General features: G+C 67.8%; 24 protein-coding genes and 1 pseudogene. 10 read left to right on the top strand and 15 right to left on the bottom strand.

The features are described 5' to 3' along the window. Positions 1-179: 179 nt before the first annotated feature. On the top strand, positions 180-617 hold the full coding sequence (locus tag ASE96_RS09925) for a DUF5956 family protein (RefSeq protein ID WP_056429475.1): 438 nt from the start codon (positions 180-182) through the stop codon (positions 615-617). Positions 618-632: 15 nt separating this feature from the next. Here ASE96_RS09925 and ASE96_RS09920 read toward each other — a convergent pair whose 3' ends face one another. The 6 genes and pseudogenes from ASE96_RS09920 to ASE96_RS09895 form a co-directional block, all read right to left on the bottom strand. Continuing rightward, on the bottom strand, positions 633-1,718 hold the full coding sequence (locus ASE96_RS09920) for an AAA family ATPase (RefSeq protein ID WP_056429473.1): 1,086 nt from the start codon (positions 1,716-1,718) through the stop codon (positions 633-635). A 62-nt stretch (positions 1,719-1,780) separates the two neighbouring features. Beyond that, positions 1,781-2,560 (bottom strand): hypothetical protein, encoded by a 780-nt coding sequence (locus tag ASE96_RS09915; RefSeq protein WP_056429471.1) that lies wholly within the window; start codon positions 2,558-2,560, stop codon positions 1,781-1,783. Positions 2,561-2,605: 45 nt separating this feature from the next. Continuing rightward, positions 2,606-2,806 carry a hypothetical protein gene (locus ASE96_RS09910; protein WP_056429469.1) on the bottom strand — a complete coding sequence of 67 codons (201 nt, stop codon included), beginning with the start codon at positions 2,804-2,806 and terminating at the stop codon, positions 2,606-2,608. Between the two features lie 110 nt (positions 2,807-2,916). Further along, entirely contained in the window at positions 2,917-3,606 is a 690-nt protein-coding gene (locus ASE96_RS09905) for a hypothetical protein (RefSeq protein ID WP_056429468.1), read from the bottom strand. A 172-nt stretch (positions 3,607-3,778) separates the two neighbouring features. Further along, a pseudogene (locus tag ASE96_RS09900) lies at positions 3,779-5,043 on the bottom strand (IS110 family transposase). A gap of 220 nt (positions 5,044-5,263) precedes the next feature. Then, on the bottom strand, positions 5,264-5,692 hold the full coding sequence (locus tag ASE96_RS09895; RefSeq protein ID WP_056429464.1) for a hypothetical protein: 429 nt from the start codon (positions 5,690-5,692) through the stop codon (positions 5,264-5,266). Between the two features lie 453 nt (positions 5,693-6,145). Between ASE96_RS09895 and ASE96_RS09890 the strand changes: the two genes are divergently transcribed. The 3 genes from ASE96_RS09890 to ASE96_RS09880 are packed head-to-tail and all read left to right on the top strand — an operon-like array spanning position 6,146 to position 9,203. Continuing rightward, positions 6,146-7,372 carry a type III polyketide synthase gene (locus tag ASE96_RS09890; RefSeq protein WP_056429462.1) on the top strand — a complete coding sequence of 409 codons (1,227 nt, stop codon included), beginning with the start codon at positions 6,146-6,148 and terminating at the stop codon, positions 7,370-7,372. Positions 7,373-7,378: 6 nt separating this feature from the next. After that, the gene (locus tag ASE96_RS09885; protein WP_156367556.1) at positions 7,379-8,077 is read left to right on the top strand and encodes a class I SAM-dependent methyltransferase; all 699 of its coding nucleotides are present in this window, start codon (positions 7,379-7,381) and stop codon (positions 8,075-8,077) included. Further along, positions 8,070-9,203 carry an FAD-dependent oxidoreductase gene (locus ASE96_RS09880; protein ID WP_056429460.1) on the top strand — a complete coding sequence of 378 codons (1,134 nt, stop codon included), beginning with the start codon at positions 8,070-8,072 and terminating at the stop codon, positions 9,201-9,203. Before ASE96_RS09885 ends, ASE96_RS09880 begins: the two co-directional genes overlap by 8 nt. Before the next feature lie 81 nt (positions 9,204-9,284). Here the strand turns inward: ASE96_RS09880 and ASE96_RS09875 are convergent, their stop codons facing one another. After that, positions 9,285-9,689 (bottom strand): nuclear transport factor 2 family protein, encoded by a 405-nt coding sequence (locus ASE96_RS09875; protein ID WP_056429458.1) that lies wholly within the window; start codon positions 9,687-9,689, stop codon positions 9,285-9,287. A gap of 164 nt (positions 9,690-9,853) precedes the next feature. Between ASE96_RS09875 and ASE96_RS09870 the strand changes: the two genes are divergently transcribed. Further along, positions 9,854-10,744 (top strand): hypothetical protein, encoded by an 891-nt coding sequence (locus tag ASE96_RS09870; protein ID WP_056429456.1) that lies wholly within the window; start codon positions 9,854-9,856, stop codon positions 10,742-10,744. Between the two features lie 9 nt (positions 10,745-10,753). Continuing rightward, complete coding sequence (locus ASE96_RS09865) at positions 10,754-11,416, top strand: peptide deformylase (RefSeq protein ID WP_056429454.1); 663 nt, start codon at positions 10,754-10,756, stop codon at positions 11,414-11,416. Positions 11,417-11,474: 58 nt separating this feature from the next. Here ASE96_RS09865 and ASE96_RS09860 read toward each other — a convergent pair whose 3' ends face one another. Further along, a complete protein-coding gene (locus ASE96_RS09860; protein ID WP_056429452.1) occupies positions 11,475-13,553 on the bottom strand; it encodes a S9 family peptidase in 2,079 nt (692 codons plus the stop codon). Between the two features lie 145 nt (positions 13,554-13,698). On the opposite strand from ASE96_RS09860, the gene ASE96_RS09855 reads away from it, so the two are divergent. The 4 genes from ASE96_RS09855 to ASE96_RS09840 all read left to right on the top strand — a co-directional run bounded on the left by ASE96_RS09855 (position 13,699) and on the right by ASE96_RS09840 (position 16,957). Continuing rightward, positions 13,699-14,574: a methyltransferase domain-containing protein gene (locus ASE96_RS09855; protein WP_056429450.1), complete on the top strand. Its 876-nt coding sequence runs from the start codon at positions 13,699-13,701 to the stop codon at positions 14,572-14,574. Positions 14,575-14,719: 145 nt separating this feature from the next. Next, positions 14,720-15,181, top strand: coding sequence for an NfeD family protein (locus ASE96_RS09850; RefSeq protein WP_056429448.1), 462 nt, complete (start codon positions 14,720-14,722; stop codon positions 15,179-15,181). A gap of 97 nt (positions 15,182-15,278) precedes the next feature. Next, complete coding sequence (locus ASE96_RS09845) at positions 15,279-16,292, top strand: SPFH domain-containing protein (protein WP_056429446.1); 1,014 nt, start codon at positions 15,279-15,281, stop codon at positions 16,290-16,292. Between the two features lie 317 nt (positions 16,293-16,609). Beyond that, positions 16,610-16,957, top strand: a complete 348-nt coding sequence (locus ASE96_RS09840; protein ID WP_056429445.1) for an RNA polymerase-binding protein RbpA — start codon at positions 16,610-16,612, stop codon at positions 16,955-16,957. 86 nt (positions 16,958-17,043) lie between these two features. Here ASE96_RS09840 and ASE96_RS09835 read toward each other — a convergent pair whose 3' ends face one another. The 7 genes from ASE96_RS09835 to ASE96_RS09805 form a co-directional block, all read right to left on the bottom strand. Then, a complete protein-coding gene (locus tag ASE96_RS09835) occupies positions 17,044-17,823 on the bottom strand; it encodes a polyprenol monophosphomannose synthase (RefSeq protein ID WP_056429443.1) in 780 nt (259 codons plus the stop codon). A 440-nt stretch (positions 17,824-18,263) separates the two neighbouring features. Further along, a complete protein-coding gene (locus tag ASE96_RS09830; protein WP_056429441.1) occupies positions 18,264-19,922 on the bottom strand; it encodes an amidohydrolase in 1,659 nt (552 codons plus the stop codon). An 87-nt stretch (positions 19,923-20,009) separates the two neighbouring features. Next, entirely contained in the window at positions 20,010-22,919 is a 2,910-nt protein-coding gene (locus tag ASE96_RS09825; RefSeq protein ID WP_056429439.1) for a DEAD/DEAH box helicase, read from the bottom strand. Between the two features lie 24 nt (positions 22,920-22,943). Then, positions 22,944-23,738 carry a twin-arginine translocase subunit TatC gene (tatC, locus tag ASE96_RS09820; RefSeq protein ID WP_056429437.1) on the bottom strand — a complete coding sequence of 265 codons (795 nt, stop codon included), beginning with the start codon at positions 23,736-23,738 and terminating at the stop codon, positions 22,944-22,946. Positions 23,739-23,786: 48 nt separating this feature from the next. Next, positions 23,787-24,056, bottom strand: coding sequence for a Sec-independent protein translocase subunit TatA (gene tatA / locus ASE96_RS09815; protein ID WP_056429436.1), 270 nt, complete (start codon positions 24,054-24,056; stop codon positions 23,787-23,789). A 41-nt stretch (positions 24,057-24,097) separates the two neighbouring features. Further along, entirely contained in the window at positions 24,098-24,475 is a 378-nt protein-coding gene (locus ASE96_RS09810; RefSeq protein ID WP_056429434.1) for a hypothetical protein, read from the bottom strand. A 26-nt stretch (positions 24,476-24,501) separates the two neighbouring features. Beyond that, entirely contained in the window at positions 24,502-26,520 is a 2,019-nt protein-coding gene (locus ASE96_RS09805) for a helix-turn-helix transcriptional regulator (protein ID WP_056429431.1), read from the bottom strand. Positions 26,521-26,727 lie beyond the last annotated feature (207 nt).

The raw sequence follows: 26,727 nt of genomic DNA, 5'->3' as shown, positions 1-26,727 counted from the left end.
TCGGAAAGGCCCGTCCCGGCTGGGGGGTGGTACGCCGTCGGCTCACCGGCAATGATGATTGCAGTGCCCGGCAGTTCAGCGCTTGTCTGGGGGATGTGGCAGGTTCAACAGTGAGGCGAAGCCCCCTCGCGGGCAGCCTTGGGTGCACATGCGCGGACGGCCGGAAGAAGGAGTAGCCAGTGTGGAGCGAGGTTCAGGAGGGCGGGCCCTCAGCATCCTGGGTGGAGCTGCCCGAAAACGGCTGGGGAGCGCTCATGGGGTGGGCAGCCGGCCGGGACAACCTGCGCCGCTCTCCGTCCTCGGACCTGGGCAGAACGGTCACGGGCTACATCGAGGACGCTCACGGGCGGACACCTTTCGTGGAGCCGTTTACGGCTGCCGACCGGGAAAGCATCGATGATGACATCGACATGTACCTGAGGGACGCGGGCGTCCCTCCGCGTCCGAGGGGGTTTGTTTGGATGATCCGCGTTCCGCACGGACCCCTGTCGCCCGAGGCCTTTCTGGCAGACGTTGACGGCGCAATCCTTCGTGCCTCAGATGACTCTGTCACGCATCCAATGCAGCTGTTGCCGGTTTTCGCCGACGTTCTCCGCGACATCTACGCCCGGGGCTAGCTGCCCCCTGCACGATCAGCTTCGGAGGTACTGGCGCAGGCCGGGAATGGCGAAGTCAACCTTTCCGTAACCGGCTGATTCGATCAGGCCCGCGGCGATGAGCCTGTTGCGGTACTTCGAGACCACATTGGGTTTGGACCCAATGGCCTGCCCGATCTGGGCGGCGGTCGATGCGCCGTCCTGCTCGGCCATGGCGTCCAGGAATGCACGGTCCTTCTCAGAGATGTCCGACAACGCGGACTCCACGACAACCAGCGTGTTGCGTCGTTGAGAGGCGGTGATTGCCATCTGGACATTGTCCTCGTTAAGGGTCCAACCCGCCTTGTCGGCTTCCATCCACAGGTAGTAGCCGACAAGCTGAATGAGGAAGGGGTAGCCCTCAGTAGCTTCCGCAGCCTCGGTGATGTGGGCGGGGGAGACGTCGATGCCGCTCCGACTGAAAAGCTCCCGGTATGACGCAGTGACTTCTGTGATGGCCGCCTCGTGAAGGTTTATCCTGTCGGCCCGGCGGAGGAAAGTCGCGACGCCTTCGTTGAGCAGATCAGACACGGCGGAGGGGAGTCCGGCGAAGATCAGGCCGATGGGCAGCCCTTGACGGATGAAGTGTTGCACGTCGGAGGCCAGCTGGGAGATTTCCGCGCGGTCGACGGCGTGGATCTCGTCAATGGTGATGACCAGGCCTGTACCTTTTGCCTGCAGCAGGCCCAGCAGCTCCTCTCCGGTCCGACGCCAGTCGGGAACGCGCTCCTGGGGGAGTTGGGTGGTCAGCCCGAACCCTGCGGCGGAGAAGGCGGTGACCTTCCGGGCAGGCGGGCCGTCACCGAGCTCGTCGAGAAGGCGGAGCATGTCGTCGCCGATCTTGGCAAGGAACCCGGGGTTGGCCGTCCGGGAGATGACTGCCCAGCCATGAGTCCTGGCGATTTCTTCCGCGGCGCTCAACATGACGGTCTTGCCGATGCCTCTGGCCCCGGTGATGATGGTGAGAAGTCCCGGAGCGCCAGAGCCCTGGCGGAGGCCGTACTCGAATTCGTCCAACAGGCCGGCGCGCCCGATCAGGTCCGGCGGTGTGGCACCGGCCGTCGGTTTGAAGGGGTTTTGCACGGGGCCTCCTGGGTGAATCCGGGTGAAACCGGTGAAACTGGTGAAACTCCAGTCAGCCTACATCAAACAGTGGTGGGCCCTGGCACCCAGCGGAGGGCTGACGGGCGGGGCGAGCTCAGGTAGTTGGCCTTCCTGTAGGTTGCTACGACGTGGACGAACCGGTCCCGGTCGTAGCGGGTGAGCCGGTAGCTCGGGCCCGTGGCGCCGGCGATCGGCCTCCCGTCCCGGAACCACTGCCAGGTCACGGAGGTCGCTGCGGGGGTCGACAGGGTCACCGAGGCTCGAAGGAGCTGGCCGGCGGTGTATGTGCCCCGTACGACAGGAGCGGGAAGTTTGGTGAACACCGCCAGGGGCTTGATGGCCCGCGAGACCACGCTGAGGTCAACGGTGTTTGCCCGCTTGAACGTGACCTTGAAGGTGATCTGGCGCCACTGGTCGGCCGCCGTCAGCCGGTACGACGTGCCCCGGGCGCCGATGATCGGTTTCCCGTCCCGGTACCACTGGTAAAGCGCTGTCGACGGCGAGGGCGAGGTGTAGCTGGTCCGGGCGCTCACGACGTACCCGACGACGGTGGAGCCCACGATCCAGGCGGGGCCGCTGGTGAAGTAGCCCGGTGGGAGGACCGCGGCGGAGGCGGGGCTGGAAGCCTGGACGTACCCGTTCCTGCCGTAGAAGACCCGGACCGTGATTTTGTGTCCGCCGTCGTCCCGGGTGAGCCGGTACGTCGGGTCCGTCGAATGCTCAGTGAGGCGCTGTCCGTCGCGGTACCAGACGTACTGCACGCTCTCCGCGGCGGGGGTCGGGGCGGTGCCGGGCACCGCTGTCAGCAGTTGGCCCGCCATCGCCGTGCCCTTGATGGTGGGTGTCGGCGCTGCCGTAAACCGTCCTTAGACCCGCACGGCGTGGTTGAAGGAGCTTGCCTTAAATTGTCCGACGTAGCCGGCAGCGACCGGTGTGACGGTGACCCTGATGTCCCGGCCGATGTCTTCGGGGCGCACGGTATAGGTGGGGGCTGTTGCCCCGGTGATGGCGTAGGCCCAGGTGGAGGAGGTCCCGGAGGAGTAACCCCACTGGTAGGTGTAGGTCATGCCGGCCGGGGCCGGCTCCTGTGTGGCAGGGGCGGACGCCTTCAGCACAGTCCCGGGAAACGCGGGGGCCGCGCCGGTGGCGTAGGTAATGACGGGCTCGGCAGGGAGGTTCAGGTAGCCGTGGATGGCGGCGCGAAGGCGACTGTGTCACTGACGGGCCGGTATCCCGGTGCCGTGAACTCTGCGGCGGCGGTGAGGCTCCTGCCGAAATCCTCGTCCGTGACCGTGTACTGCCCGGCTGTGGCTCCGGGGATCGGCTCTCCGTCCCGATACCAGGCGTAGGTCCTTGCGACCGGCACCTGCAGGGTAGGCAACCCGCTGAGGAAGACGGAGTAACTGATGGATTTACCCACGATCGGCTCGCCACTTGCCGCTGCGCTGACCTCGAGGCGGCCAATGACAGGGGCGGTTTTGGCTGACGTTATGACGACCGGGTCGTGGCCGTCGACTGTGGCGGTGACGCGGACAGAGATTCTGGCGCCGAAGTCCTCCGGCTGGGGGCGGAAGCTGGAGTACGGCCCCAGATAGGGGTAAGGGATGGGGTCGCCGTCGCGCAGGTATTCGTACCGCAGCCCGCCAGCCGGTGCCGCCGGGGAAAACCGTGCGGTCAAGGACCCGAAGACCACGGGGTCGCCCTCGAGTGTCACCGACGCCGCGGCGGCCGCCGGTTCCGACTGGGCAACCGGTTCATTGGCGATGGCTGCAGGCGCCGGAGCGACAAATACAGAGAGGACTGCGACGGCGCACAGCGCAGCCAGGGCACGGCGCAGGAGCCCGGGCAGGGCAGAAGATGGACTCACGAAAGATTCCCCCAAATCAGCGTCGGCTGGGAAGCAGCCACACGAATTACCGCTGACAATATCCGAGAGAAATGTGCGGCACCAGCATTTCCGGTCGGGCCGTTGGGGGACTGCCTCAATCTCGCTTCCGGGGGAGTCAGGGGGAGTCGGGGGGGTGCCTCTATGGTTTTCGTCAAGCGGCTGAGGGTAGCCGTGGTTCGTAGAAGGTGCCGTCTCTGAGCATGGCGTAGAGGGTGTCGCATCGGCGGCGGGCGAGAGCGATGAGGGCCTGGTTGTGGCGTTTGCCTTCGGCTCGTTTCCGGTCGTAGTAGGCCCTCGACAGAGGATCCTTCAGTGCGGCGAACGCGGAGAGGAACGGGGCTCGCTTGAGGATCTTGTTTCCTTTCCGCGATGGGTGGTCACCGCGGATGGAAGACCCGGATCGCCAGGTCACCGGTGCCAGGCCTGCGTAGGAGGCCAGGTGCCCTGCGGATGCGAAGTCTTTGCCGACGACCTCGGTGAGGATCCGTGCTGCGGTCCTGACGCCGACCGCCGGGAGTGACGTCAGGACCGGGTGAAGAGGGTGGGCCTCCACGAGGGCTTCGACCCGGGTGAATACGGCGTCCCGGGACTCGCGTATGTCGGCGAGCATCCGGGCCAGTTGGGGCAGCACGATCGTGGCAGCGTTTGTCCCGATGACGGCGACCGTTTGTTGGCCCAGTGCGTCAATGATCTCGCCGGCGAGGCGTTCGCCCATCCGGGGCGCAAGCTTTGTGAGCCGGTTCCCGATCCGGCGCCGGCCGGCATGGCGCAAAGCTTCGGGGGTCGGCCAGGTCCGCAGCAGATCCAATACTGCCGGGTGGTCCAGACGCGGGCCAAGGACACGCTCCAGTGCGGGGTGGATCTGGGTCAGCAGGCCGCGGATCCGGTTCGATGTCGCCGTGGCCTGTTTGGCCAGGTCGTCGTCGAAGCCGCAGAGCATGGTCAGCTCGGCGAGTTGTTCGTCGGCAATCTGGATGGAGCGCAGTGTGTGTGGCATGGTCCGGGCAGCTTCGGCGATGATGAACGCGTCCCGGGCGTCGGTTTTCGCTTCGCCAGGGTGCAGGTCCGCGATCCGTCGCATCGCCAGCCCCGGCAGGTATCCGACAGTGACACCGGTGGCCTGAGCAACCGCGACGGGGAGTGCACCGATCGTCGCGGGCTGGTCAACGACCAGCAGAATGCGGCCATGTCTGCTCAGAGAAGCCAGTATTTCGCGCAGCCGGGCCTCGTCGTTGGGTAAAGCCTTGTCGAAGAGTTTCTTACCGGCCCTGTCCACTGCAACGGCGTGGTGCTCGCCCTTGCCGACGTCCAGGCCGATGAAGACATCAATGCTTTCGTGGTTTCCGATCACCTGTACCTCCCAGTCACAGCGGCTGATACCTGTGCTGGACTGTCCGCGGTGTCAGAGCCCGGCATCCACGTTACGCACGACGATCCCAACCTGTCCTGCCTCTATTAGCGGTCTCTCCGGCACCTACCGGACCCCGGTGACAACACCCCCCGGATCATTGATGACTGGGGGCGGCAATCATGCCGGGGCCGGCAGGCCAGCACACCCTCATCCTGCAACAGGAACGGGCTACGAAAAAGGTAACGGGGCTGACAGCGGCGCCTCGGGACTGGTCCGGGGAGTTGCCTACTCGGCGGCGGCGGCTCCGCGGTAATGCCCCCTGCAGTCTTTCGCCGCGAGGGTGAGGGTCGCGGCCATGCCGAGCACTGCTATGGCGATCGGGACGTAATCGTCGTTATGGATGATGGCGAACGCTCCCTCTGGAATAGCGGGTGCGATCGTCATGACGGCCAGCAGCCAGCGCAGTGTGACTCCGCGGCGCCGCATTTCACCTGGGCGCAGGGCTGCGGCGACGGACGCCCGGAGAGCGGCGTCTGCCGGGGCGCCTCCGCCGATGATGATGGCCGCCCCGGTAACGGCGAAGACCGAGCCCAGGAGGTACTGGCCGAGCGGGATTGATGCCACCATCCCGATCAGGCCGACGAGCGCCCCGGAGGCCACGAGGAGTTGGGCGCGTTTGACGGCGACGGGCGTTCGCCTGGCGGCGGCGGTCATGTGGTTCCGTTCCGTGGGGGTGTGATGACGGATGGTTCGCGGCCCGGGCCAGGTGTGGCGGGGCAGGAAATTATTGTGACAGTACGCGTGGAGCTAGGCTTTGTCACTGCGCCGCAACGGCCCACTTCAGAGTCGCCCGCGACGTGATCTCTCTCCCGCCTTAGCGCCTCGTGTCCCATATTCTGTTGCCCGGGGGGAACAAATCAGGCAGGGCAATCGTCCTGGCCGGGTCGATCCCGAAATTATACCGGTCGTACGACGACAGCAGTCGGGAGGAGGGGTGATCGTGTATCGGATGCAGCAGAATCAGCTCTACTTTACATAATGTTGATTATCGGCGTTCTGATCCGAACCCCGAGAGGGCTTCCAGATCGGTATCTAACAACAAGGCCTGCCGGGCATTTGCGTGGCCGGATCCATTGTCTTCTGCGCCGACCTCACTGAGAATGAACCATGACGGTCTACCTGAGGTCCCTGGAAACTGCTGTCCCGCCAACTGTCCTGGTCCAAACCGAAGCCCGGGATGTTTTTGCGGCCCAGCCGGGCCTCACCAGGCTGGGCACACGATTGGTCGGCACGTGCTTTGACTCCGCCGCCATTGACACCCGCTACACGGCCGTGGCCGAACTGACCAAGGATCACCGGGCGGAGAATCCGCGGTTCTTCGACGCCGACACGGGGCTGCTGCTCAGTCCCAGCACCAAGGTGCGCAATGACATCTTCGCCACCGAAGCCACCAAGCTCTTCATTGAGGCCGCCCAGAAGGCCCTGGATGCCAGCCCCGGAATCACTTTACTTGACATAACTCACCTCGTTACGGTCTCCTGTACCGGGTTTTTCAACCCCGGACCGGACTACAAAATCGTCCGGGCCCTCGGCCTGAACCCCGCGGTGCAGCGCTACCACCTGGGTTTTATGGGCTGCTATGCGGCGTTCCCTGCGCTGCGGGCAGCCAAATCGTTCTGCGAGGCGGATCCTAACGCCGTCGTGCTGGTGGTCTGCGCCGAACTCTGCTCCCTGCACGTCCGGACCTCGAACGATCCGGACACCATCATGGGCTCAGCACTTTTTGCCGACGGCGCGGCAGCGGCCATCGTGACTGCCCGTGAGGACCCGGACCAGCCTGCGCTGCTGCGACTGGACCACTTCGAGACGGTCCTGACACCGGTCGGTGAGGAATCCATGGCGTGGAACATCGGCGACGAAGGCTTCGAGATGGTCCTGGGCAACTACGTCCCACACATCATCGACGACCACATCATCGGCGCCCTCGAACCGCTCCTGTCCCGGGAAAGCACCCTGCTGGGACTCCCCTACCATGACATCCGGCACTGGGCCATCCACCCCGGCGGGCGCAGCATCCTGGACAAGGTGCAGTCCAGGCTGGACCTGACCGACGAGCAGCTGGTCCCGGCCCGGGAAACCCTGCGCAACTACGGAAACATGAGCAGCGCCACCGTGCTGTTCGTGCTCCGCCACATCCTCGACCAGCCGCCGGTTGACACTGCCGACGGCGACGGCGGGGAACGGATCTGCTCCATGGCGTTCGGCCCCGGACTCACTGTGGAAACCGCGCTGTTCACCAAACTCACCAGCCCTGCCCGCGACGAGGCGACACAATCGGCCCGGGACGCGGCCGCCCCCTCCCCCTCGGCCCAGCCGGAATCGGCCCTGGCCTGAGAGCCGGTGGCACTGCTGCGGGAACGTGCGTCCCACGCCGTCGAGGAAATGGACCTGCCCGGCTGCGACCCGGACAAGCTGGACCGCACCTATGCCCAGTTTGCCCTGGTCAACCGGGCCGTCTCCGGCTGGCGCGGCATCTACGTCAGCCAGCTCAGGCCCCGCCTCCGCCAGGGCGCGCCGGCCACCCTGCTGGACATCGGCTGCGGAGGCGGCGACGTGCCGGTAATGCTCTCCCGCTGGGCGGCCCGGGACCGGCTCCGGCTGGAGGTCACAGCGATCGATCCCGATCCGCGCGCCAGCCGCTTCGCCGCGGAACGGCACCAGGGCTCTGGCGTGAGCTTCCGGCAGGCGACGGCGGCCGACCTGGCCGGCGAGGGCCAGAGCTTTGACCTGGTGGTGTCCAACCATGTGCTCCACCACCTGGCGGAGGACGAGCTTCCGGTGTTCCTGGCCGAATCGGCGGGGCTCTGCCACGGTAGGGTCATCCACAACGACCTCCGGCGCAGCCCGGCCGCCTACGCCCTCTTCTTCGCCGGCGCCCTGCCCTTCAGGGGCTCCTACATCAGGCAGGACGGTCTCACCTCCATCCGCCGCAGTTACACCGACGCCGAGCTCCAGGCCGCCGCTCCCCCGGGCTGGAAGGTCTTCCGGCGCGCCCCGTTCCGCAACCTGCTGACCCTCGACAAGGCCGCCCGTGGTTGATGTCCTGGTGATCGGCGGCGGGCCGGTGGGGCTGTTCATGGCAGCGCTGCTGCTCCAACAGGGTGTGAGTGTCCGGATCCTGGAACAGCGGACCGACGCCGAACCGCACTCCCGGGCGATCGGCATCCACCCCCCGTCGCTGGACGCGCTCCAAGGGATCGGCGTGTCGCCGGACCTCGTGGGCGAGGGGGTCCCTATCAGGCGCGGCCTCGCCGTCGGCGGTGGCAGGATGCTCGCGGAGATGTCCTTTGCGGGCGTCTCCGACAGTTTTCCGTTTGTCCTGTCCCTGCCGCAGGCCCGGACGGCGGCCATCCTGGAAGACCGTGTCCGGCAGCTTGACCCCGCGGCCCTGCACCGTGGTGTCCGCGTCACGAAACTGAACGACGACGGCTGCCAGGTCACCGTGGACGCCGCGGCGGGAGGCGGGGAGGTCCGGTATACGGCGGCCTTCGCCGTTGCCGCCGACGGAGTCCGCTCCACCATCCGCCCGCAACTCGGCGTTCCGGTCCGCGCGAAGGACTATCCGGACCGTTACCTGATGGGCGACTTCGCCGACACCACCGGGTACGGTCCCGACGCCGCCCTCTTCCTCGAATCCGAGGGGATCGTGGAGTCCTTTCCGCTGCCGGGGAACTTACGCCGCTGGGTGCTCCGCCTCGCCGCGTCAGGCACTGGCGGAGACGCCCGTTGGCTCGGACAACAGATCCGGGAACGGACCGGGATCGACGTCGACCCCGCGAGCAACAGCATGCTGAGCAGCTTCGGCGTCCGCTCGCGGCTGGCCGGCCGGATGATCACCGGGCGCACGGTCCTGATCGGGGACGCTGCCCACGAGATCAGCCCCATCGGAGGCCAGGGCATGAACCTGGGCTGGCTCGACGCCGCCGCCCTGGCCCCGGTGGTGCTCGCGTCGCTGCACGGGGCGCACGTCGGGACGGCACTCCGGACCTTCGAACGCGGCCGCATGGCTGCGGCCGCCCGGGCTGCCCGGCAATCCGAAATCAACATGGCGCTGGGGCGGCCCCTCCCGGCCGGACCATGGTCGGTACGGAACCGGGCGCTAGCGGCGGCGGCTTCGGTACACGCCGTCAACGGATTTGTGGCCCGCCGCTTCACCATGCGATAAACAGCCCTGCGATAACGCCCCACGCAGTGACAGACCCACGCAGTGACTGACCCACTCACTGACGGGCCCGGGCCCGTCGGCTCAGGCCGGCGTGAAGTAGCAGTCGTAGCTGTCCTGGCTGACGACCCGCCCGTCCACGACCTCAAAGACGGACGCGATCCGGGCGCGGATGATCTCTCCGGCGTCCCAGTGCGGCAGGTCCATCAGCACGGTGGCCGTCCACTCGGCTTCCACCACCACACGTGTGCCTTCACACGTCGTGCGCCGCACGGCGAAGCGCTGCCCCGAGATCACGTCATGTGCCGCAGCCGCGCCCGCGAGGGCCTCGTCGCGGTTCCGCGTCGCTCCGGCCGGGGCCAGCGGGTGGGGCGCCTCGCGCAGGGTGTAGTCCGCGGCCAGGAAGGGGGCGATGTCCTTCGCCCCGCCGCCGTTTTCAAGAGCGTGCAACAGGCCGAGGACGCATTCCAAGGGGGTTGGTGGCGTCATGGCTCGAGACTAACCGAAAACGCCCGCCCGGTGCCGGACACGCGGCCCCGCGCCGGGAATACACTGACCCCATGGGCTGTGTCCCCCAACGCCGAGTCCCCCCGCTCCGACGTCCGGCTGGCGGAACCGGATTCTTCAGGTCGTTCAGCGCTGCGGCTGCCGCGGTGGCCATCGCCGCGACGGTGTCCTGCAGCGCGGGCATGTCCGTTCCCGGCGAACCTTCCACGGCGCCCACGGCAGCGGCCGGTTCGCCGGGAACAGACGTGCCGGTCACCGCCGAGATCAACCAGCTGCGCGACAACTACAGCCGCCGGATCATCGCCATCCAGCTGACAAACACCACCGCCCGCCCCGTGACCGTGCTCGGCGCACTTGCATCCAGCCCGCTGTTCTCCGGCACCATCGAATGGCCGGCGACACCCGGCGGGATCGAACTTCCCCCCGGCCAGACGAAGATCCTGCCTGCACCATTGAGCTCCCCCGACTGCGGACCTCCCCGGACCGGATCGAACGAGGGAGCCACAGTGGCGCTGCAGCTGGCCGAAGCCAAGGCAACCGGGCCCGCAGCGACGGTGCCCGCCACCGATCCCTATGGCGTGCTGAGCCGGAACAACGCGGAAATATGCCTCGCCCTGGCGGTCTCCGCCGTCGCCGGGATCCGGCTGGAACCGGAACTGGAAGTCTCGGCCGACGGACAACGTGCCGTGCTGGGACTCGCCATCACTCCGCGGAGCACCCCTGGTTCCCCACTTCCCGGCCCGTCGGGAGCCCTGATCCTCCACCGGATCGACGGGACCACCCTGATTGACGAAGATCCGGTTGCGCCCTGGCCGCGCTCCGTCGCGGTCCACGCCGGCGGGGCCATCCAGCACTTCCGGCTGGGGATCCGGCCCGCACGCTGCGATCCCCACGCCATAGCGGACGACAAGGTGGGCACCCTGCTGCCGCTCAGGGTGTCCGCCGGCGGACGCGACGGTGTGGTGAAGATCGACGCCGGTGGGATGCTGCGCGGACGCATCCACGACTTTGTTTCAACGGCTTGCGGACGCCAGTAGTCTGTTGGCATGTCTCCTGACGCCAAGCCGACTGACTACAGCGCCGCCCAAATCCATGAAACCGTCCAGCAGGTCCTGACCGCCGGGGTGCTCCCCACCATTGTCCAGGCGGGACATCCGGTGCTCCGGCAGCTCGCAGCGCCCTTCACCGGCCAGCTGAACGACGCCGAACTCGGCCAGCTGCTCGACCTCATGCGCAGCGTCATGCACAAGGCGCCCGGCGTCGGGCTGGCGGCACCACAGCTCGGCATTCCGTTGCAGATCGCGGTCCTGGAGGACCAGTTCGAGGTCGATCCCGAGGTCGCCGCCGTCCGCGGACGGGAGCCGCTGCCGTTCTTCGCTATGCTCAACCCGTCCTTCGCGCCGCTGGTCGGTTCCGCGGTGGCGTTCTACGAAGGATGCCTGTCCCTGAACGGACTGCAGGCCGCCGTAGTCCGGCCCGAAGCGGTGCGGCTCGACTTCACCGCCCCGGACGGAAGTGCCCAGCAGCGGGAGTTCAGCGGCTGGCAGGCGCGGATTGTCCAGCACGAAACAGACCACCTGCACGGCATCCTGTACCTGGACCGTGCCGAGCTGCGGTCCATCAGCAGCAATGCCGAGTACTCCGCACGCTGGTCCCAGCCCGATATCAGCCTCGCCCGGCAGGAACTGGGGTTCCTGCCGGGCGCCTGATCCGCCGGATGGTCCCGGGCATGTGCCGCCCGCCGCGCCGTCTGCGCTGCGTGTCGGCTCAGGGCCGGGCCGCAGGCGCCGGGTTTTCCGCCGTCGGAAGGTAACGGGCCCACCACTGCAGGATGTGGTCGAAGCGCTGCTTGCGGTGGTGCGGCGTCCCGGAGCGGGAGAGTTCGTGGTTCTCCCCCGGGAAGACCAGGAACGCGGCCTCCACGCCCAGCTGTTTGAGCGCGGTGAAATACCGCTGGCCCTGCTCCACCGGGCACCGGAGGTCCTCTTCGCTGTGGATGACCAGGGCCGGTGTGCGGACCTGTTCCACCCGGGCCATCGGGCTTTGCGCGGCCATCTGCTCGGCGGTTCGGCCGGTGTATTCCGCGCCGAAGAACCAGCCAATGTCGGAGGAACCGGTGAAGCTCACGGGATCCAGGAAGCCGCGTTCCACGATGGCGGCCTTGAAGCGGTGGTCGTGGCTGATGGTCCAGGCGGTGAGGTAGCCGCCGTAGGAGCCTCCCATAATGCCGAGCGAACCCTCGTCGAGGTCCTCGAATTTGCCGAGCGCACCGTCGAGGAAGGCCAGGACGTCCTGCATGTCCAGGGTGCCCATTTTCTCCTTGATGGCCCGCCCGTGCGCCTGGCCGTAGCCGGCCGAGCCCCGCGGGTTGCACATCAGGACGGCGTAGCCAGCCGCGGCATAGACCTGGGCTTCGTCGAACAGGGCCCCGGTGAACTGGGCAAACGGGCCGCCGTGGATGTTCAGCAGGACCGGGTGTGGTCCCTGGCCCGACGGCCTCACCAGCCAGCCGTGGACGGGGTAGCCGTCGGAGGAGGGGAATGTCAGCTCGAGCGGCTCAACGATTCCGGCGTCCGAGCGGAGCTGTGCGGAGAAATCCGTCAGGACGCGGAGCTGCCCGCCGTCGAACACCGCCACGTCCCCGGCAGTCGCCGCGTCGGCGAAACTGACCACGAGCGATCCGTCGCGGGCTGCGACGCCGGTGACGGCACGATCGCCTTGGATCAGCGCCTGGTGGTTCCCCGAGGCCCGGAACTCGTGCAGCTCGACCGTGCCACGGGCGTTGTTCAACAGCAGCGCGGAATCGGGCCCGCGCAGTTCGATCCTGCCGTTGCAGCCGAGGTCCATGGTCTCGACGTCGCTGAGGCGTGTGGCGTCCCCGCCGCCGGACGGCATCACGTAGAGCGCCGTGTTGCGCGCCACGAAGTCCTGGCCCGATTCGCCGATGTCCTGGGCGAGGAAGAAGATCCACTGCCCGTCCTCCGACTGGCGGACGGCGTGGACGGACTGCCGGCCCGTGTTGGCCGGGGCGACGGCCTCCGGCTCCGCTCCCCCGACGCCCTCGCCTACCGTGATGCGGTAGATGCCGGTGGCGAGATCGGCATCGCTGCCTTCATGCAGGGCGGCCGTGAAGTAGATGGTTTGTCCGTCGGCGCCGAAGGATGCGCCGTTGTGGTCGGTGGCGGAGGTGGTCAGCTGCTGCGCGACCGGTAGCAGCCCGGCGGTTCCGACGGCGTTGCCGCGGCCGGGTGTTCCTGCGGCGGCGGCCTTCAACGCGCGGCCCTTGGGTGCCACCTTGGGTTCGGCCCCGGGATCCGGAACCTCCACGAGGAACTGCTGAACCGGTTTGTCCGCGGTGTACCCCACGCCGTTCATCCGGTACTGGTAATCAGTGACCAGCCGGGCGTCCTCGCCGCCGGCGGAGATCCCGTCGGTGCTGCCGTAGCGGCCTTCGTCCGGCACCCGGGCGCCGTAGACGATGCGCCGGGAATCGGGGGACCATGCGAAGGCCGACACGCCCAGTGGCGCGTCGGTGACGGGCTGCGGCTCGCCGCCGTCGGCCTCCACGATGTGGAGCTGGGGTTTGCCGCCGTCGGCGGCCCGCAGGAACGCCAGCACGCGGCCGTCCGGCGAGAAGTCCGGGGCGGTGTCGCGGAATCCGCGGGTCAGGCGGCGCGGGGCGCGGCCGGGGTTCGGTGGGGAGTCCAGCGGCACCGTCCACAACTGGCCGACGTAAGCGTCGGCGTCGAAGTCGGGCCGCAGCACCGACACAACGGCGCGGCCGCCGTCCGGATGCACGGCGGGGGCGGAGACGGACTTGAGCAGCGGCAGATGTTCGGATTTCACGTGAGCGAGCCTAGCCGCAGTTTTCCCGGTAGTGAAATAGCTCACGTCGGCGGGTCCGTACCCGTGGCGGCGCGGCCGCGGGAAGCCGCTGGTCAGGTCCGCTGTGACGGCCCGGCCCGGACGCCACCGCCCTAGGATGGACAGTATGCCCGCCGAATCCGCCACGTCCTTGCTGTGCCCGGTCTGCCGTGACCCCTTGGGATTCAGCGACGCCGCCGGCCGTTCCCTTGCGTGCCCGGCCGGGCACAGTTTCGACGCGGCCAAGCAGGGATACTTCAACTTCCTCGTCGGCAAGGGCACCGTTTTCGAGGCGGACACCGCCGACATGGTGGCGGCACGCTTCGACTTCCTCTCCGCCGGCCACTACCGCCCCCTCGCCGATGCTGTGGCGGAACGGGCGGCGGGGGCCCTCGCCGGCAACGCTGCGCGAAGCCCGGGGACGGTCCTGGACGCCGGAACCGGGACCGGTCACTACCTCCGGGCCCTGCTGGACCGGCTGGCGCACGACGGGATACGCGCCGGGGCCATCGGCCTGGATATTTCAAAGTTCGCGCTCCGCCGGGCCGCCCGGCTGAACCCGGACGCTGTCAACGTCGTCGGAGATGTGTGGCAGCCGCTCCCGCTGGCCGATCACGCTGTCGATGTCATCACTGTCGTGTTTGCTCCGCGCAACGCCTCGGAGTTCGCCCGCGTGCTGCGCCCGGGCGGCAGGCTCGTCGTCGTGACGCCGCGGCAGGGCCACCTCGCGGAGGTGGCCGGACAGACCGGCATGCTCGGCATCGACCCGGCGAAGGATGAACGGCTGGCCGCCTCGCTCGAGGGACACTTCGCGGCGCTCTCCGCCGACCATCTGGACGTCCCCCTCTCGCTGTCCCCGGACGACGTCGCCCGGCTGGCCCTGATGGGTCCGGCCGGGCATCACCTGGACCGCGGAGCCCTGGCGTCCCTTGCGGCCGGGCTCCCCCCGCTCACGGCAGTGTCCGCCCGGTTCCGGATCAACGTTTTCGAGCCCCGCCACTGACGCCCGGCATACCCGGAGGTAACGACTTGGCCACGTTCTCCACCTGATTTCCGCTGCCCTCCGCTAGCGTTGCCGTTCGGCTTAGTATGGAAACACAGTTACCGAGGGTCTGCGCCTGCAGCCCCCGGGGCGAAGGGGGAAAACGATGTTTGAATGGCTACCCGAAAACTGGTGGGCACTGTGGCTCACGGTCTTCCTCGTGTTTGCCGTGGTGGAAATGATCACCTTGGACCTGTTCTTCATCATGCTTGGCGGCGGAGCCCTCGCCGGGCTGGTCGCCTCCTTGGCCGGGGCCGACCTTGGCCTGCAGATCGTGGCTTTCTGCGTGGTTTCCCTGCTGATGATCGGGTTCGTGCGGCCCGTCGCCCTCAAACACCTCCACAAGGGTCCGGCCGACCGCCGGAGTAATGTCGAACGCCTGATCGGCGAATCGGCCCTGGTGATGGAGCCGGTCAGTGCCAGCGGAGGCCTGGTCAAGATCGGCGGCGACGTCTGGAGCGCCCGCTCGGAGACCGGAGTCCTGACACCCGGACAGCATGCGATTGTCAGCGCGATCGACGGCGCCACAGCGGTGGTCGCGCCGCAGCCGGAAACCGCGACTCCATAGCGCCCACAATTATTCCGGCGGCCGACACCGGCGCCGGGCATGCGGCGGCACACCGCCGCAGACCATAGCAAGACCAAATCTGGGGAATAGGTGATGTATGGATATCGCAGTCGCAATCGTGCTGCTGGTTCTCGTTGCGTTCGTAATAATCGTGCTGGTGCGGTCGGTGCGGATTGTTCCGCAGGCCCGGGCCGGCGTCGTCGAACGGCTGGGCAAGTACCAGCGCACGCTGAACCCCGGCCTCACGATCCTGATCCCGTTCGTGGACCGGCTGCTGCCGCTGCTTGACCTGCGTGAACAGGTGGTCTCCTTCCCCCCGCAGCCCGTGATCACCGAGGACAACCTCGTCGTCTCGATCGACACGGTGGTCTACTTCCAGGTGACCGACGCGCGTGCGGCCACGTACGAAATCGCCAACTACATCCAGGCCGTGGAGCAGCTGACCACCACGACGCTGCGCAACGTCGTCGGCGGCCTGAACCTCGAAGAGGCCCTGACCTCGCGTGACCAGATCAATGGGCAGCTCCGCGGCGTGCTGGACGAAGCAACCGGCCGCTGGGGCATCCGTGTCTCCAGGGTGGAGCTCAAGGCGATCGATCCGCCCCACTCCATCCAGGACTCCATGGAGAAGCAGATGCGCGCCGAACGGGACCGCCGCGCCGCCATCCTGACCGCGGAAGGCACCAAGCAGTCCGCCATCCTCACCGCTGAGGGCCAGCGCCAGTCATCGATCCTGAAGGCCGAGGGCGACGCGAAGGCGGCAATCCTCCGCGCCGACGGCGAGGCGCAAGCCATCCAGAAGGTGTTCGACGCCATCCATAAGGGCAACCCGGACCAGAAGCTCCTGGCCTACCAGTACCTGCAGACCCTCCCGAAAATCGCCGAGGGCTCCGCAAACAAGCTGTGGATCATTCCCAGCGAAGTCGGCGAAGCCCTCAAGGGCATCGGCAGTGCGCTGGGCGGCAGCAAGGACGGCCAGCCCAACGACAGCCTGTTCGGCCCGGACTTCGACGCCGCAGCGGAACCTGCACCTGCCCGGGCGGCTTCACCGGCGCCGGCAGCAGGATCCGCCACCGGCGCCGCAGGCATCCCGGCCACACCGGAGGCCTAGGAGCCTGCAGGAACGGGGAGGCATCCGCATGGCGGGTGCCTCCCCGTTCTGCTGCCAGGAACGGCCGGCACCGGGGCCCAGGCTTTACCGGGGGTGTCCGTTACCCGTATAGTTGAGTATTTGTCCGGCTGGTTCACTCCGGCGGAACAATTTAGCTTTTCTAAGCGTTGAATCCTGTGACGACTTTTCACGTGCGGGTTCTGTGAAATCCGGTGATATCCGGTGATTCAGCGCAATGCAAACAGCAGTCCGGTGCCGCCTCGCGGCCCCCGGCGAACGCAGGGCATGACCCTGCGAACCGAATAGAGGGAGAAAAGATGAGCGATCGCAGCCTGCGGGGTATGCGCCTTGGCGCACAGAGCATGGAAACCGAATCCGGTGTCGAGCCGGCTCCGCGCCAGCGTGTTGAGTACCGTTGCGAGGACGGCGAACAGGTGTTCGTGACCTTCTCTTCCGAAGCGGAAATTCCCCCGGTCTGGGTATCGAAGACAGGCAAGGAAGCCCTGCTCGTCGACGGCGAACGCCCCGTAAACCTCAACGAGAAGGCAGTCCGCACGCACTGGGACATGCTCTTGGAACGCCGCTCGTTGCCTGAACTCGAGCAGATCCTCGAGGACCGCCTCACGATCCTGCGCGAACGGCGCGGCGAACGCCGCTCAGCCTAGGCAGACCGCGCACCAGCCAAAAGGGCCGGGCCCGCACCGTCTTGACAGACGGCGCGGGCCCGGCCCTTGGTTTACGCCGGCAGCGCCTAGGCTTTGTTGCTGGTGGACTTGCCCGTGAGCCTGTCGGTGACCTTTCGGGGAAGTTTCCCCGTGAGCGTGTTCCAGCGGGCCGTCAGGCCCCACTTGGTCACATTGATCATGGCCTCGACCACAATATTCCCGCTCATCTTCGAGGCGCCCAGCTCACGCTCGACGAAGGTGATGGGGCGTTCGACGATTGTCAGCCCGAGCCTGGCGACGCGCCAGGCCAAGTCCACCTGGAAGCCGTACCCGACCGAGTCGACAGTGTCCAGGTTCAGCTTCTCCAGCGTGCTCCGGCGGAACGCACGGAAACCGCCGGTGACGTCCTTGATCTTCACGCCCAGCATGATCCGCGCGTAGGTGCTGCCCACCCGCGAAATCGCCTGCCGGTACAGCGGCCAGTTGACGACGCTGCCGCCCGGGACCCAGCGGGAGCCCATCGCGAGGTCGGCGCCCTGCTCCACGGCTTCGAGCAGCTGGGGAAGCTGCTCCGGCTGGTGCGAGCCGTCGGCGTCCATTTCGACAAGGACGTCGTATCCGGCGTCCAGGCCCCATTTGAACCCGGCGATGTAGGCTGCCCCGAGGCCGGCCTTGCCGGCGCGGTGCAGGACATGGACCTGGCTGTCCTCAGCGGCGAAGCGGTCCGCCAGCTGCCCGGTACCGTCAGGGCTGTTGTCGTCGACAACCAGGACGTCGGAGCCTGGCACGGCCGTGCGGAGGCGCCCGAGCGTCTTGGGCAACGATTCCAGCTCGTTGTAGGTCGGGATGATGGTGAGGACACGCACAGCGGGCCTTTCCTTGAAGGGAGCGGTCAAGCGCCGGGCGGTCTGCGGAGAGCGGACACACGGCGCAACTTTCCATTATAGGGAGTCGCCGGGCCCGCGCAGGCCGAAGCCGGTTTCCGGGGCAGGTCCACCCGCTTCGGGCCAGTACCGGCGGGACGCGAAACACGCCGCCGAACCGTTTTCTGCTGCGAAGTGGACCCGCCCCCTGGGAATACCCATGGCCACGACCAAGGAAGCTACCGCGCGGGCGGCAACCTGGAACTGACCGGGGGACGTCCGGAGGCTGCGGCCTGCACAACCCTCCGTTGCCCCTCAATGCTACGGGCACGTCCAGATCTGTCAACCGCTCTGTGACCTGCCGCTTCATCCATCGCCGCAGGTCAGGGGCGCATTGTGGCGGCTCAAGTTTCGGTGCCGGCCTATTGGTCCAGGGCCGGGCGTCAGCTCCGGAGCGAGCCGGCGGAGTACAATTCCAGGCCGTCCCTTACGGTCTGCAGGCAGACCGGTTCGGAGCCGGTGTCCAGCGCCGGCAGCAGCGGCGTCCGCGCGCGGGGATCCGTGCTCCAGGACTGGACCCTGCCGTCCGCCACCTGGACCATCAGTTCCTCGACCTCCCACACTGCGAAACTGGCCGGAGCGCCGGGTACCAGCTGGCCGGCCATCGGGTTCCGGTACCGGGCTGCCCGCCAGCCGGCCCGGGTGTGTCCGAGGAAGGCGGCGCGGGCGGAGATCTGTTCGGCAGGGTTGTTGTGCTGCAGGCAGGCTCGCACGCTGGCCCAGGGCCGCAACGGAGTAACCGGGCTGTCACTGCCGAAGCAGACCGGCACGCCGGCGGCGTAGAAGGAGGCAAAGGGGTTCATCCCGTGCCGCCGGGGTCCGAGACGCTGCCCGTAGAGACCGTCGTCTCCGCCCCAGGCTGCATCGAAGCCGGGCTGTGCGCTGACCGTCACGGAGTATTTGGCCAGCCGGCTGATGGATTCCGCATCGGCGAGTTCGACGTGTTCGAGGCGGTGGCCCGCGGCCCGGACTTTTTGTTCGCCGACTTCCGCGGCGGCCAGATCCAGTGCCTCCAGGGCGGCGTCGAGTCCTGCGTCCCCGATAACGTGGAACCCGGCCTGGACCCCCAGCAGCGAGCACGCCGCGAGGTGGGCCGCCGCCTCGCCGGCGGAGAGGTACAGGTTGCCGCGCTCCCCCGGTGCATCGCTGTAGTCCGCGCGCAGCGCCGCGGTCCGCGACCCGATGGAGCCGTCAATGTTCAGGTCCCCGGCCAGCCCGAGCACTGGCACGCCCAGTCCGTCGAGGATGGACCGGGCATGCTCGGCCGAGTCGGCCAGCTGGCCCCAGTAGGGCAGGACCTCCGGAACGGCGTCCGGCCCGGCGTTCCATCCGGCGGCAAGCTGCAAGTCCTCGATGCTGCCGATGTGCGGGGCCGCCATTTCCGCCAGGGCCACGTAGCCGTTCGCGGCCGCCTCGGCGAGGGCCTGCTGCTGGTAGCCGCGGAGCGCCGCGGCGGGCAGCCTGCGTGCCTCCAGCCGGGCGGCAGTGTGCGCGGCGCGCTTGACCTGGCCGCCGGAGCCGGAGCCGTCCAGCCCGTCGAGGCCGGCGGCCGCCGCCAGCGTGGACGACACAAGCGCGGAGTGTACGTCAACGCGGGAGAGGTAGACGGTCCGCCCGCCGGCGGCGGATTCGAGTTCTTCGCGGGAGGGCAGGGCGGGGTCCGCCCACTGCGTCTCATCCCAGCCATGGCCCAGTACAGCACTGTCCGCGCTGGACGCGGAGCCGGAGAAATCGGCGACGGCGTCGAGCAGTTCCCGGGCGGAGCGGACACCACCGAGCTGCAGCGAGTCCAGGGCGATGCCCGTTTCCGTGAGATGGACGTGGGAATCGACGAAACCGGGTGCCAGCAGGGCGCCGTGGAGGTCAATGACCTCCATGGCCGAATCTGCGATCGAGGTTGCTGCCTGCTCGGAGCCGACCCAGGCTACCGTGTCGCCGTCGACCAGCATCGCCGTCGCAAAGGGATCGGCGGCGGTGTAGACGGAACCGTTGCGGTACATCGTCAGCTTGCGCGGTGCGGGGGTGGCCGGTGACTCGGTCATGGGTCGGGGACTCCTTGATAACTGGCGGCCCGTGCGGGCCGGGCGTGTTCGACGACGTGGGGACGGCCGGAGGAACGGCCGCGGTGGTCAGGCCACAGAGGAATACGCGACGACGCCGCGTTTGATGAGTTTGATCGCTTCCCCGCAGAGCCGCGCGACCCGCGGGTCCAGGGACGGGATTTTCGCCAACTGGTCCAGCAGGTCGATGACCTGCTTCACCCAACGGACGAAGTCGCCTGCGGCCAGATCCGTCCCGCTGAGGACGTCCTGCAGGTGCCTGCCCTTGGCCCACTTGAAAATCGGCCAGACCAGGCCCAGTTCGGGTTCACCGGTCAAGGGGAGCTTGTTCGCGTCCTCTATGTCCTCCAGAGCGGACCATTCATGCACCACAACGTCGACGGCGGACTCCAGGGAGACGCTCGGCATCTTGGGCCGGAGCCCGCGCTCCTCGCGCTTGGCCTGGTAGACCAGGACGCTGGCCAGCGCGGCGACCTCGGCGGCGTCGAGGTCGTTGAAGGCGCCCAGCCGCAGGGACTGGGATATCAGCAGGTCCTTCTCGCCGTAGATCCGGCGCAGCCGCTGCCCGTCGGGACTGATGGTGAGCACACCGGCGTCGGAGGTTTCCAGGTAGCCGTAGCTGGACAACACGCCGCACACCCGGTCGAAGGTTTTGGCGATGGTGTTGGTGCGCCCCTGGATCTGGCGGACCAGGCCGTCGGTTTCCTGGCGGAGCTTCCAGTACCGCTCCGACCAGCGCGCGTGGTCCTCACGTTCGCTGCAGCCATGGCACGGGTGCGCGCGGAGCTCCCGGCGCAGTTCCGTGATTTTCCGCTCCTGGTCCGGGAGCGCCGCGGCGCGGCCGAAGTCGTCGTTCCGGCTCGGCGGGGCGGGCGGCCGGTTCTCCCGGAGGGCGTTGCGGACCGAGGACGCCAGGTCCCGCCGCGACTTGGGCACCTTGGCGTTGAAGGATTTCGGGATCCGGACCCTGGTGATCGGGGCCAGAGGGCCCTCGACGTCCTGCGTGCCAATCCGCCGCAGCTGGTTGTCCATGGTCATGACCGCGGGCCGCGGTTCGCGGGAGTGGTGGTCCGAGCTGAGGACCACGGCGAGCCCGGGCGCCCGCCCGGTGGGGACATCCACCACGTCGCCGGGGAGCAGCCGGCTCAGGGAGTCCTCGGTGACGGACTTCCGGGCCCGGGAACTGGTCTTGGAGGCGTTCTTCTCGGTGTCCGAAAGCGCCCGCCGGATCCGGGAGTACTCGGTGAAGTCGCCGAGGTGGCACGTCATGGCCTTGCTGAAGCCGGCCAGGGACTCCTCGCGGCTGCGCACCTGCTTCGCCAGCCCGACGACGGAGCGGTCGGCCTGGAACTGGGCGAAGGAGGATTCGAGGATCTCCCGGGCCCGGGGCCGGCCGAACTGTGCCAGCAGGTTGATGGACATGTTGTACGTGGGCCGGAAACTGGAATTGAGCGGGTAGGTGCGCCGCGAGGCGAGGCCGGCAACCGAGGCCGGATCCGTGCCGGGCTGCCACAGGACCACCGCGTGGCCCTCGACGTCGATCCCCCGCCGTCCGGCGCGGCCGGTCAGCTGGGTGTACTCCCCCGCAGTGATGTTGACGTGGGCCTCGCCGTTGAACTTGTCGAGCTTCTCCAGCACGACGGAGCGCGCGGGCATGTTGACGCCGAGCGCCAGGGTCTCGGTCGCGAACACGGCCTTGACCAGCCCGTCCACGAAGAGTTTCTCGACGACTTCCTTGAAGGTGGGCAGCATGCCGGCGTGGTGGGCGGCCAGTCCGCGGAGCAGCCCGTCGCGCCAGCTCCAGAAGCCCAGGACGTCCAGGTCGTCGGAGGGAATGTCCTGCGCGGCCTCGTCGACGCGCCGGGCAATGATGAGCTGTTCCTGCTCGGTGGTCAGCCACAGCCCGGCGGCGACGCACTGCGCCACAGCGGCGTCGCAGCCCGCGCGGGAGAAGATGAAGGTGATGGCCGGCAGCAGGTCCTGCCGGTCGAGGCTGGAAATGACCTGCGGGCGGCTGGCCTTCCGGACCGGGCTGCGCTGGCCGGCCGGCTGGGCGTCGTCGCGCTGGTTCCGCTGCCGCCGCTGGTTGCGGCCGCCGTGCCCGAACCGCCCGCGGAAGTTCATCTGGCTCTCGGCGCGCGCCATCGACAGCAGTTCAGGATTGACCTCGAAGCCGGGCCGGTCGTTGAGGTCCGCCGTCTCCACGGTGGCGGACACGGCCGCGGACGTGGTGGCGGCCGCCCCGATCCCGGCGGCTGGTGCGATTTCGTCGAAGGTGGTGTCGCCGGCGAAGAGGTCCACGATCTTCCGGCCCACCATCACGTGCTGCCAGAGCGGCACCGGCCGGTGCTCGGACACGATGACGTCGGTCTGGCCGCGCACCGTGTCCAGCCAGGCACCGAATTCCTCGGCGTTGGAGACGGTGGCGCTGAGCGAGGCCACTTGGACCTCGCTCGGCAGATGGATGATGACCTCTTCCCAGACGGCGCCGCGGAACCGGTCCGCCAGGTAGTGGACCTCATCCATGACCACAAAGCCGAGGTCGGCCAGCGTGCTGGAATCGGCGTAGAGCATGTTGCGGAGCACCTCGGTGGTCATCACCACCACCGGGGCGTCCCCGTTGATGCTGGTATCGCCGGTCAGGAGCCCCACCCGGTCGGCACCGTACTTGTCCGCCAGTTCGGAGTACTTCTGGTTGCTCAGGGCCTTGATGGGGGTGGTGTAGAACGCCTTGAGGCCGCGCTGCAGCGCGAGGTAGATGGCGAACTCCCCCACGATCGTCTTGCCGGCACCCGTGGGGGCGGCCACCAGGACACCCCGGCCGGCCTGCAACGACAGGCAGGCCTCGCGCTGGAAGTCGTCGAGTTCGAAGGCGAGCGAACGGATGAAGCCGCCCAGATAGGTTTTGGCTTCTGCGGCCCGCTCGGCACTGGCTCGGTAGCGTTCAGACGGCGACTCCGGCCCGGGTATTGAGGACATGGTTCCAGCCTAGTGCGCCGCGGGCTACAGATTCTCCAGCTCGGAGCTGGGAGTCGCCTGGCCCGCGGTCGCTTCGGTCTCAGCGGCGCGTTTGACGGCGCGCCGTTCGCGGCGGCGGTCGTTGAGCAAACACAGGCCGATGGCGGCGAAGAAGAGAAGCAGCATGGGGCCGGCGAGGTAGAACATGCTCATCGCGTCGGCTCCGGGGGCGGCCATGGCCGCGAAGAGGCAGACCAGGAAAACAGTGATGCGCCAGCTCTTGACGAGCTGCTTGCCTTTGACGATGCCGGCGAGGTTGAGCCCCACCAGGACCACCGGCAGCAGGAAAGCGATGCCGAAGGCCAGCAGGAGCCGCAGCACAAAGGACAGGTACACCTGGGCGCTGATGAAGTTGGAGCCGCCGGAGGGGGTGAAGTCGGTCAGCACCCGGACGGCGTTCGGAAGCACCAGCCAGGCCAGCAGGACTCCGCCCACAAACAACGGGACGGCGGCAGCCACGAAGGACAGCGCGAGCCGCCGTTCTTTTTTGTGCAGGCCGGGGACGATGAAGGCCCACAGCTGATACAGCCAGACCGGGCTGGCGATGATCAGGCCCAGGAAGACGGAGACCTGGATCATCAGGTCGAAGGAGCTCGCCACACCGTCGAAGTTCAGCGTCGCCTGCCGGCCCTCGTGTTCGTTGAGGTCGCTGATGGGCTTGATCAGCGCCTCAAGCATCGGCTGGTAGACGAGGAATCCGACGACGGTACCGAGGACGACGGCGATCGCGGACTTGAAGAGGCGGTTCCGCAGTTCCTTCAGGTGGTCGAGGAGCGCCATCCTCCCCTCGGGGTTCGACCGGCGGCTCATGGTTACTGCCACGCGGTGTTAGGCGCGGTTCGGCGGCGGAACGTCGGTTCCGTCGCCTGCGCGGTTTTCCGTGCCGGCGGACTTCGGGTGGTTCACGACCCTGCCTTCGACCGGCTCGGAACCGTCAGTGGCGTCCGCGGCGCCGTCCTTCTTCATTTCCCGGACCTCAGACTTGAAAATGCGCATCGACTGGCCAAGGCTCCGGGCCATGCCGGGCAGCTTCGGTGCAGCGAAAAGCACCAATGCCAGAACGATGATGATGATGAGATGCCAGCCTTCAAGCCTCATGACAAGAGGTCCTTTCGTTGAAATACATCCTACGTCTATGTCTATCTGAATTCGATGTCGCGCAGCCGCTGTGGCTGGCCGCGGTCCGCCTTGCGCTGGATGCGCCGCTGGCGGCGGGCGTCCTGACGGGCGTGCTTGGATGCGCGATAATCATGCCCCATCTGGACCGGCGAGGCGAAAACGGCGGAACCGGGTTCCGGCAGTGAACCGCTGCCCTCTGCAGTTTCGTCAGTGCCGGTTCCCGGGGTGTCGGCGTGACCGGGTGCAGACGGGAAGGAAGAGAACCGCTCCCCCGCTGCCTCGAGTTCCTTGACCGTAGCCATGAACTGCCGGAACAGCCGGGCTCCGAGCACAACGAAGAACAACAGTGACAGCGCGACGAGCGCTATCCAGATCACGATCCAGGACCACCAAGGCATGCTGAGTAGTCTAGCCGCCGTCCCGGCTAGTCTTCATATTGGGCGAGGGCGGCGGACAGCCCCTCGCGGGAGGCCTCCGCCAGTTCTTCGGGGTGCAGGATCCGCGCCGCCCCGCCGTGCTGGGCGACGAACATGGGCAGCCAGTCGGTGTTGCCAAAGCGGATTTCGGCCAGCAGACCGCCGTCCGGCAGCGCGACCGTCCGCTCCGCGTAGTAGTCATCGGCGAGGCCCGCTCCGCGCCGGGTGAGTTCAACCACCACCACCGCGTCGTCGTCGTTGGGGGTGAAGAGTTTGACGGGGAAACTGTCACCGGGCTTGGCCGAGTCCGAGACGGGCAGTCCCGTGGATTCCAGGGCCTCGATCCGGTCCAGCCGGAAGTTGCGCAGGCCCTGCGCGGAATGGCAGTAGGCCTCGAGGTACCACGTGTTGTCCAGCGAATAGAGCCGCAGCGGGTCAATGTCCCGTTCGGAGACGGAATCCCGGAGGGGCGAGAAGTAGCGCAGCCGCAGCCGGGTGCCGGTCCGGATGGCTTCCCGCGCGGTTTCCAGGGCCGCGGAGTTGCCGGGCCCCACCTCCGGGGCAGAAAGGGCCGCAGCCTTGAGCCCCTCCTCCCCCGCCGCCGCCATGAGCTTGAGCGTGACGGATTCCAGCGCGCCTCCTTCTGCCAGTTCCGGGAGGCCGTTGAGGGTTTCCAGCCCGGTCAGCAGGGCGCAGGCCTCCTCGACCGTGAAGCGGACCGGCCGCTTCAGGTCGAGATCCTCGGTGATGGTGACATGGTCGTCGTCCCACTGGATGTCCAGCAGGTCGTCCGGGTAGCCCTCGGGCAGGCCGGAACAGATCAGGATCCGCAGGTCCGCTTCCAGCTCCTGGCGGGTGATTCCGAATTTTGCCGCCACTTCGCTGATGTGGAGGCCCTGGTTGTGGACCAGGAACGGTACCAGCTGCAGCATCCGGGCCAGCTGGTCCTCTGAGGTGCGTTTGCGGCCGCGCCGGGGCGCTGCCCCGGCAGGGAATACCGGCTGCGAGGAGCCCGCAGGGAAGGCGACCGGCGGGACGGGTGCGGAGGCGAAGGCAGCGGCGGCCGCCAGGCGGCGGCGCACGGAGGTGAGGAGCTCAGGCGGGGACACCACGCGGACCCGGGGACCGTAGGAGGCGAGTTCCTCGGCGAGGGTCTCGGCGTCGCGGTACGGCACGCTGAGGCGGTCGCGGCCGGCTTCGGGCAGCCCGGCGCCCGCTTCCGGGACGGGGTCGGGAAGGGCGCGTGTGCGGAGCCCGTGCAGCCTGCCGGACTGGACGTCGACGACGGCGGTCCGGATGGGCAGCTCCGCCAGCCCGGCCAGCTCGGCACGCATGTTGAAGTCCGCCAGCGGGGTGAAGCTCTCCTTCTCCAGGACGGTCACGGCGGACGTGAGGCGGGAGAGGCGGAAGAAGCGCTTGTCCCCGCGGTTCCTGTCCCGGGCCACGAGGTACCACTGGCCGAAGCGGCTGCCGAGGCCCCACGGTTCCACCAGCCGCTCCTCTTCCTTGCCGGTGCTCCCGGCGAGGTAGGAGAAAGTGACGGGGTGCTGCGCATGCATGGCCGCCACAAGGTCCTCGAAGGCCTGGCCGGCGGGACGGATCCGCGGCTGGACCCCGGCGGGGAGTTCGGCGTCGACGAGCCCCCCGGAGGCTTGCAGTTTGCGGACCGCATTGACGGCCGCGGACCCGAGCGCCGCGTGCTCCCACAGTTGGGCCGCGAGGATCAGCACGGTGCATTCGGCCGGAGTGAGGCTCACGTCCGGAAGCCGGTTGGATTCCTTGCCGATGCGGTAGCGGGTGGTTGCGGGGTCATCGGACCCCCAGCCCTTGTCCGTGACGGTCTCCACGTCGAAGCCGAAGTGCCGCAACTCGCCCTTGTCGCGTTCGAACATCCGGCCGAAAGCGACATCCGTGCTGGTGGTGTCGTGGTAGACCTTGTCCCGCAACTCGCTGCGGCGCAGGCCGTAGGTGGTGTTGAGCAGGGCGATAAGCAGGTTCAGGAGGCGTTCTGTACGTGAGGCTGACACCCCGCAAGGGTACTAAAGTCCCTGCCCGAAACTGACAAAAGCGCGGCAACAGCCGGAAGAACTTTTCCGATTGTTACCGCGCTTGCGCATGTCAGCAGCTTGTTCAGCCTGCTGGGTGGGCCCACGCCCGCCGGGTTCCCTGTCCCAGCCTGCGAGGATAGGGGGCGGGTGGGTGGGCCCACGCCCGCCGGGTTCCCTGTCCGAGCC

It is taken from the genome of Arthrobacter sp. Leaf69 (assembly GCF_001422645.1).
GTDB lineage: Bacteria > Actinomycetota > Actinomycetes > Actinomycetales > Micrococcaceae > Arthrobacter.
This window is presented reverse-complemented; position numbering and strand designations above follow the sequence as displayed.

What these genes read in the sequence shown, in the direction of transcription:
- ASE96_RS09850 (WP_056429448.1), top strand. Translation starts at nt 14,720, where the DNA reads ATGTTTGAATGGCTACCCGAAAACTGGTGGGCACTGTGGCTCACGGTC.
- ASE96_RS09840 (WP_056429445.1), top strand. Translation starts at nt 16,610, where the DNA reads ATGAGCGATCGCAGCCTGCGGGGTATGCGCCTTGGCGCACAGAGCATG.
- tatC (WP_056429437.1), bottom strand. Translation starts at nt 23,738, where the DNA reads ATGGCGCTCCTCGACCACCTGAAGGAACTGCGGAACCGCCTCTTCAAG.
- ASE96_RS09830 (WP_056429441.1), bottom strand. Translation starts at nt 19,922, where the DNA reads ATGACCGAGTCACCGGCCACCCCCGCACCGCGCAAGCTGACGATGTAC.
- ASE96_RS09890 (WP_056429462.1), top strand. Translation starts at nt 6,146, where the DNA reads ATGACGGTCTACCTGAGGTCCCTGGAAACTGCTGTCCCGCCAACTGTC.
- tatA (WP_056429436.1), bottom strand. Translation starts at nt 24,056, where the DNA reads ATGAGGCTTGAAGGCTGGCATCTCATCATCATCATCGTTCTGGCATTG.
- ASE96_RS09810 (WP_056429434.1), bottom strand. Translation starts at nt 24,475, where the DNA reads ATGCCTTGGTGGTCCTGGATCGTGATCTGGATAGCGCTCGTCGCGCTG.
- ASE96_RS09910 (WP_056429469.1), bottom strand. Translation starts at nt 2,806, where the DNA reads ATGACCTACACCTACCAGTGGGGTTACTCCTCCGGGACCTCCTCCACC.
- ASE96_RS09855 (WP_056429450.1), top strand. Translation starts at nt 13,699, where the DNA reads ATGCCCGCCGAATCCGCCACGTCCTTGCTGTGCCCGGTCTGCCGTGAC.
- ASE96_RS09865 (WP_056429454.1), top strand. Translation starts at nt 10,754, where the DNA reads ATGTCTCCTGACGCCAAGCCGACTGACTACAGCGCCGCCCAAATCCAT.
- ASE96_RS09895 (WP_056429464.1), bottom strand. Translation starts at nt 5,692, where the DNA reads ATGACCGCCGCCGCCAGGCGAACGCCCGTCGCCGTCAAACGCGCCCAA.
- ASE96_RS09845 (WP_056429446.1), top strand. Translation starts at nt 15,279, where the DNA reads ATGGATATCGCAGTCGCAATCGTGCTGCTGGTTCTCGTTGCGTTCGTA.
- ASE96_RS09875 (WP_056429458.1), bottom strand. Translation starts at nt 9,689, where the DNA reads ATGACGCCACCAACCCCCTTGGAATGCGTCCTCGGCCTGTTGCACGCT.
- ASE96_RS09825 (WP_056429439.1), bottom strand. Translation starts at nt 22,919, where the DNA reads ATGTCCTCAATACCCGGGCCGGAGTCGCCGTCTGAACGCTACCGAGCC.
- ASE96_RS09915 (WP_056429471.1), bottom strand. Translation starts at nt 2,560, where the DNA reads ATGGCGGGCCAACTGCTGACAGCGGTGCCCGGCACCGCCCCGACCCCC.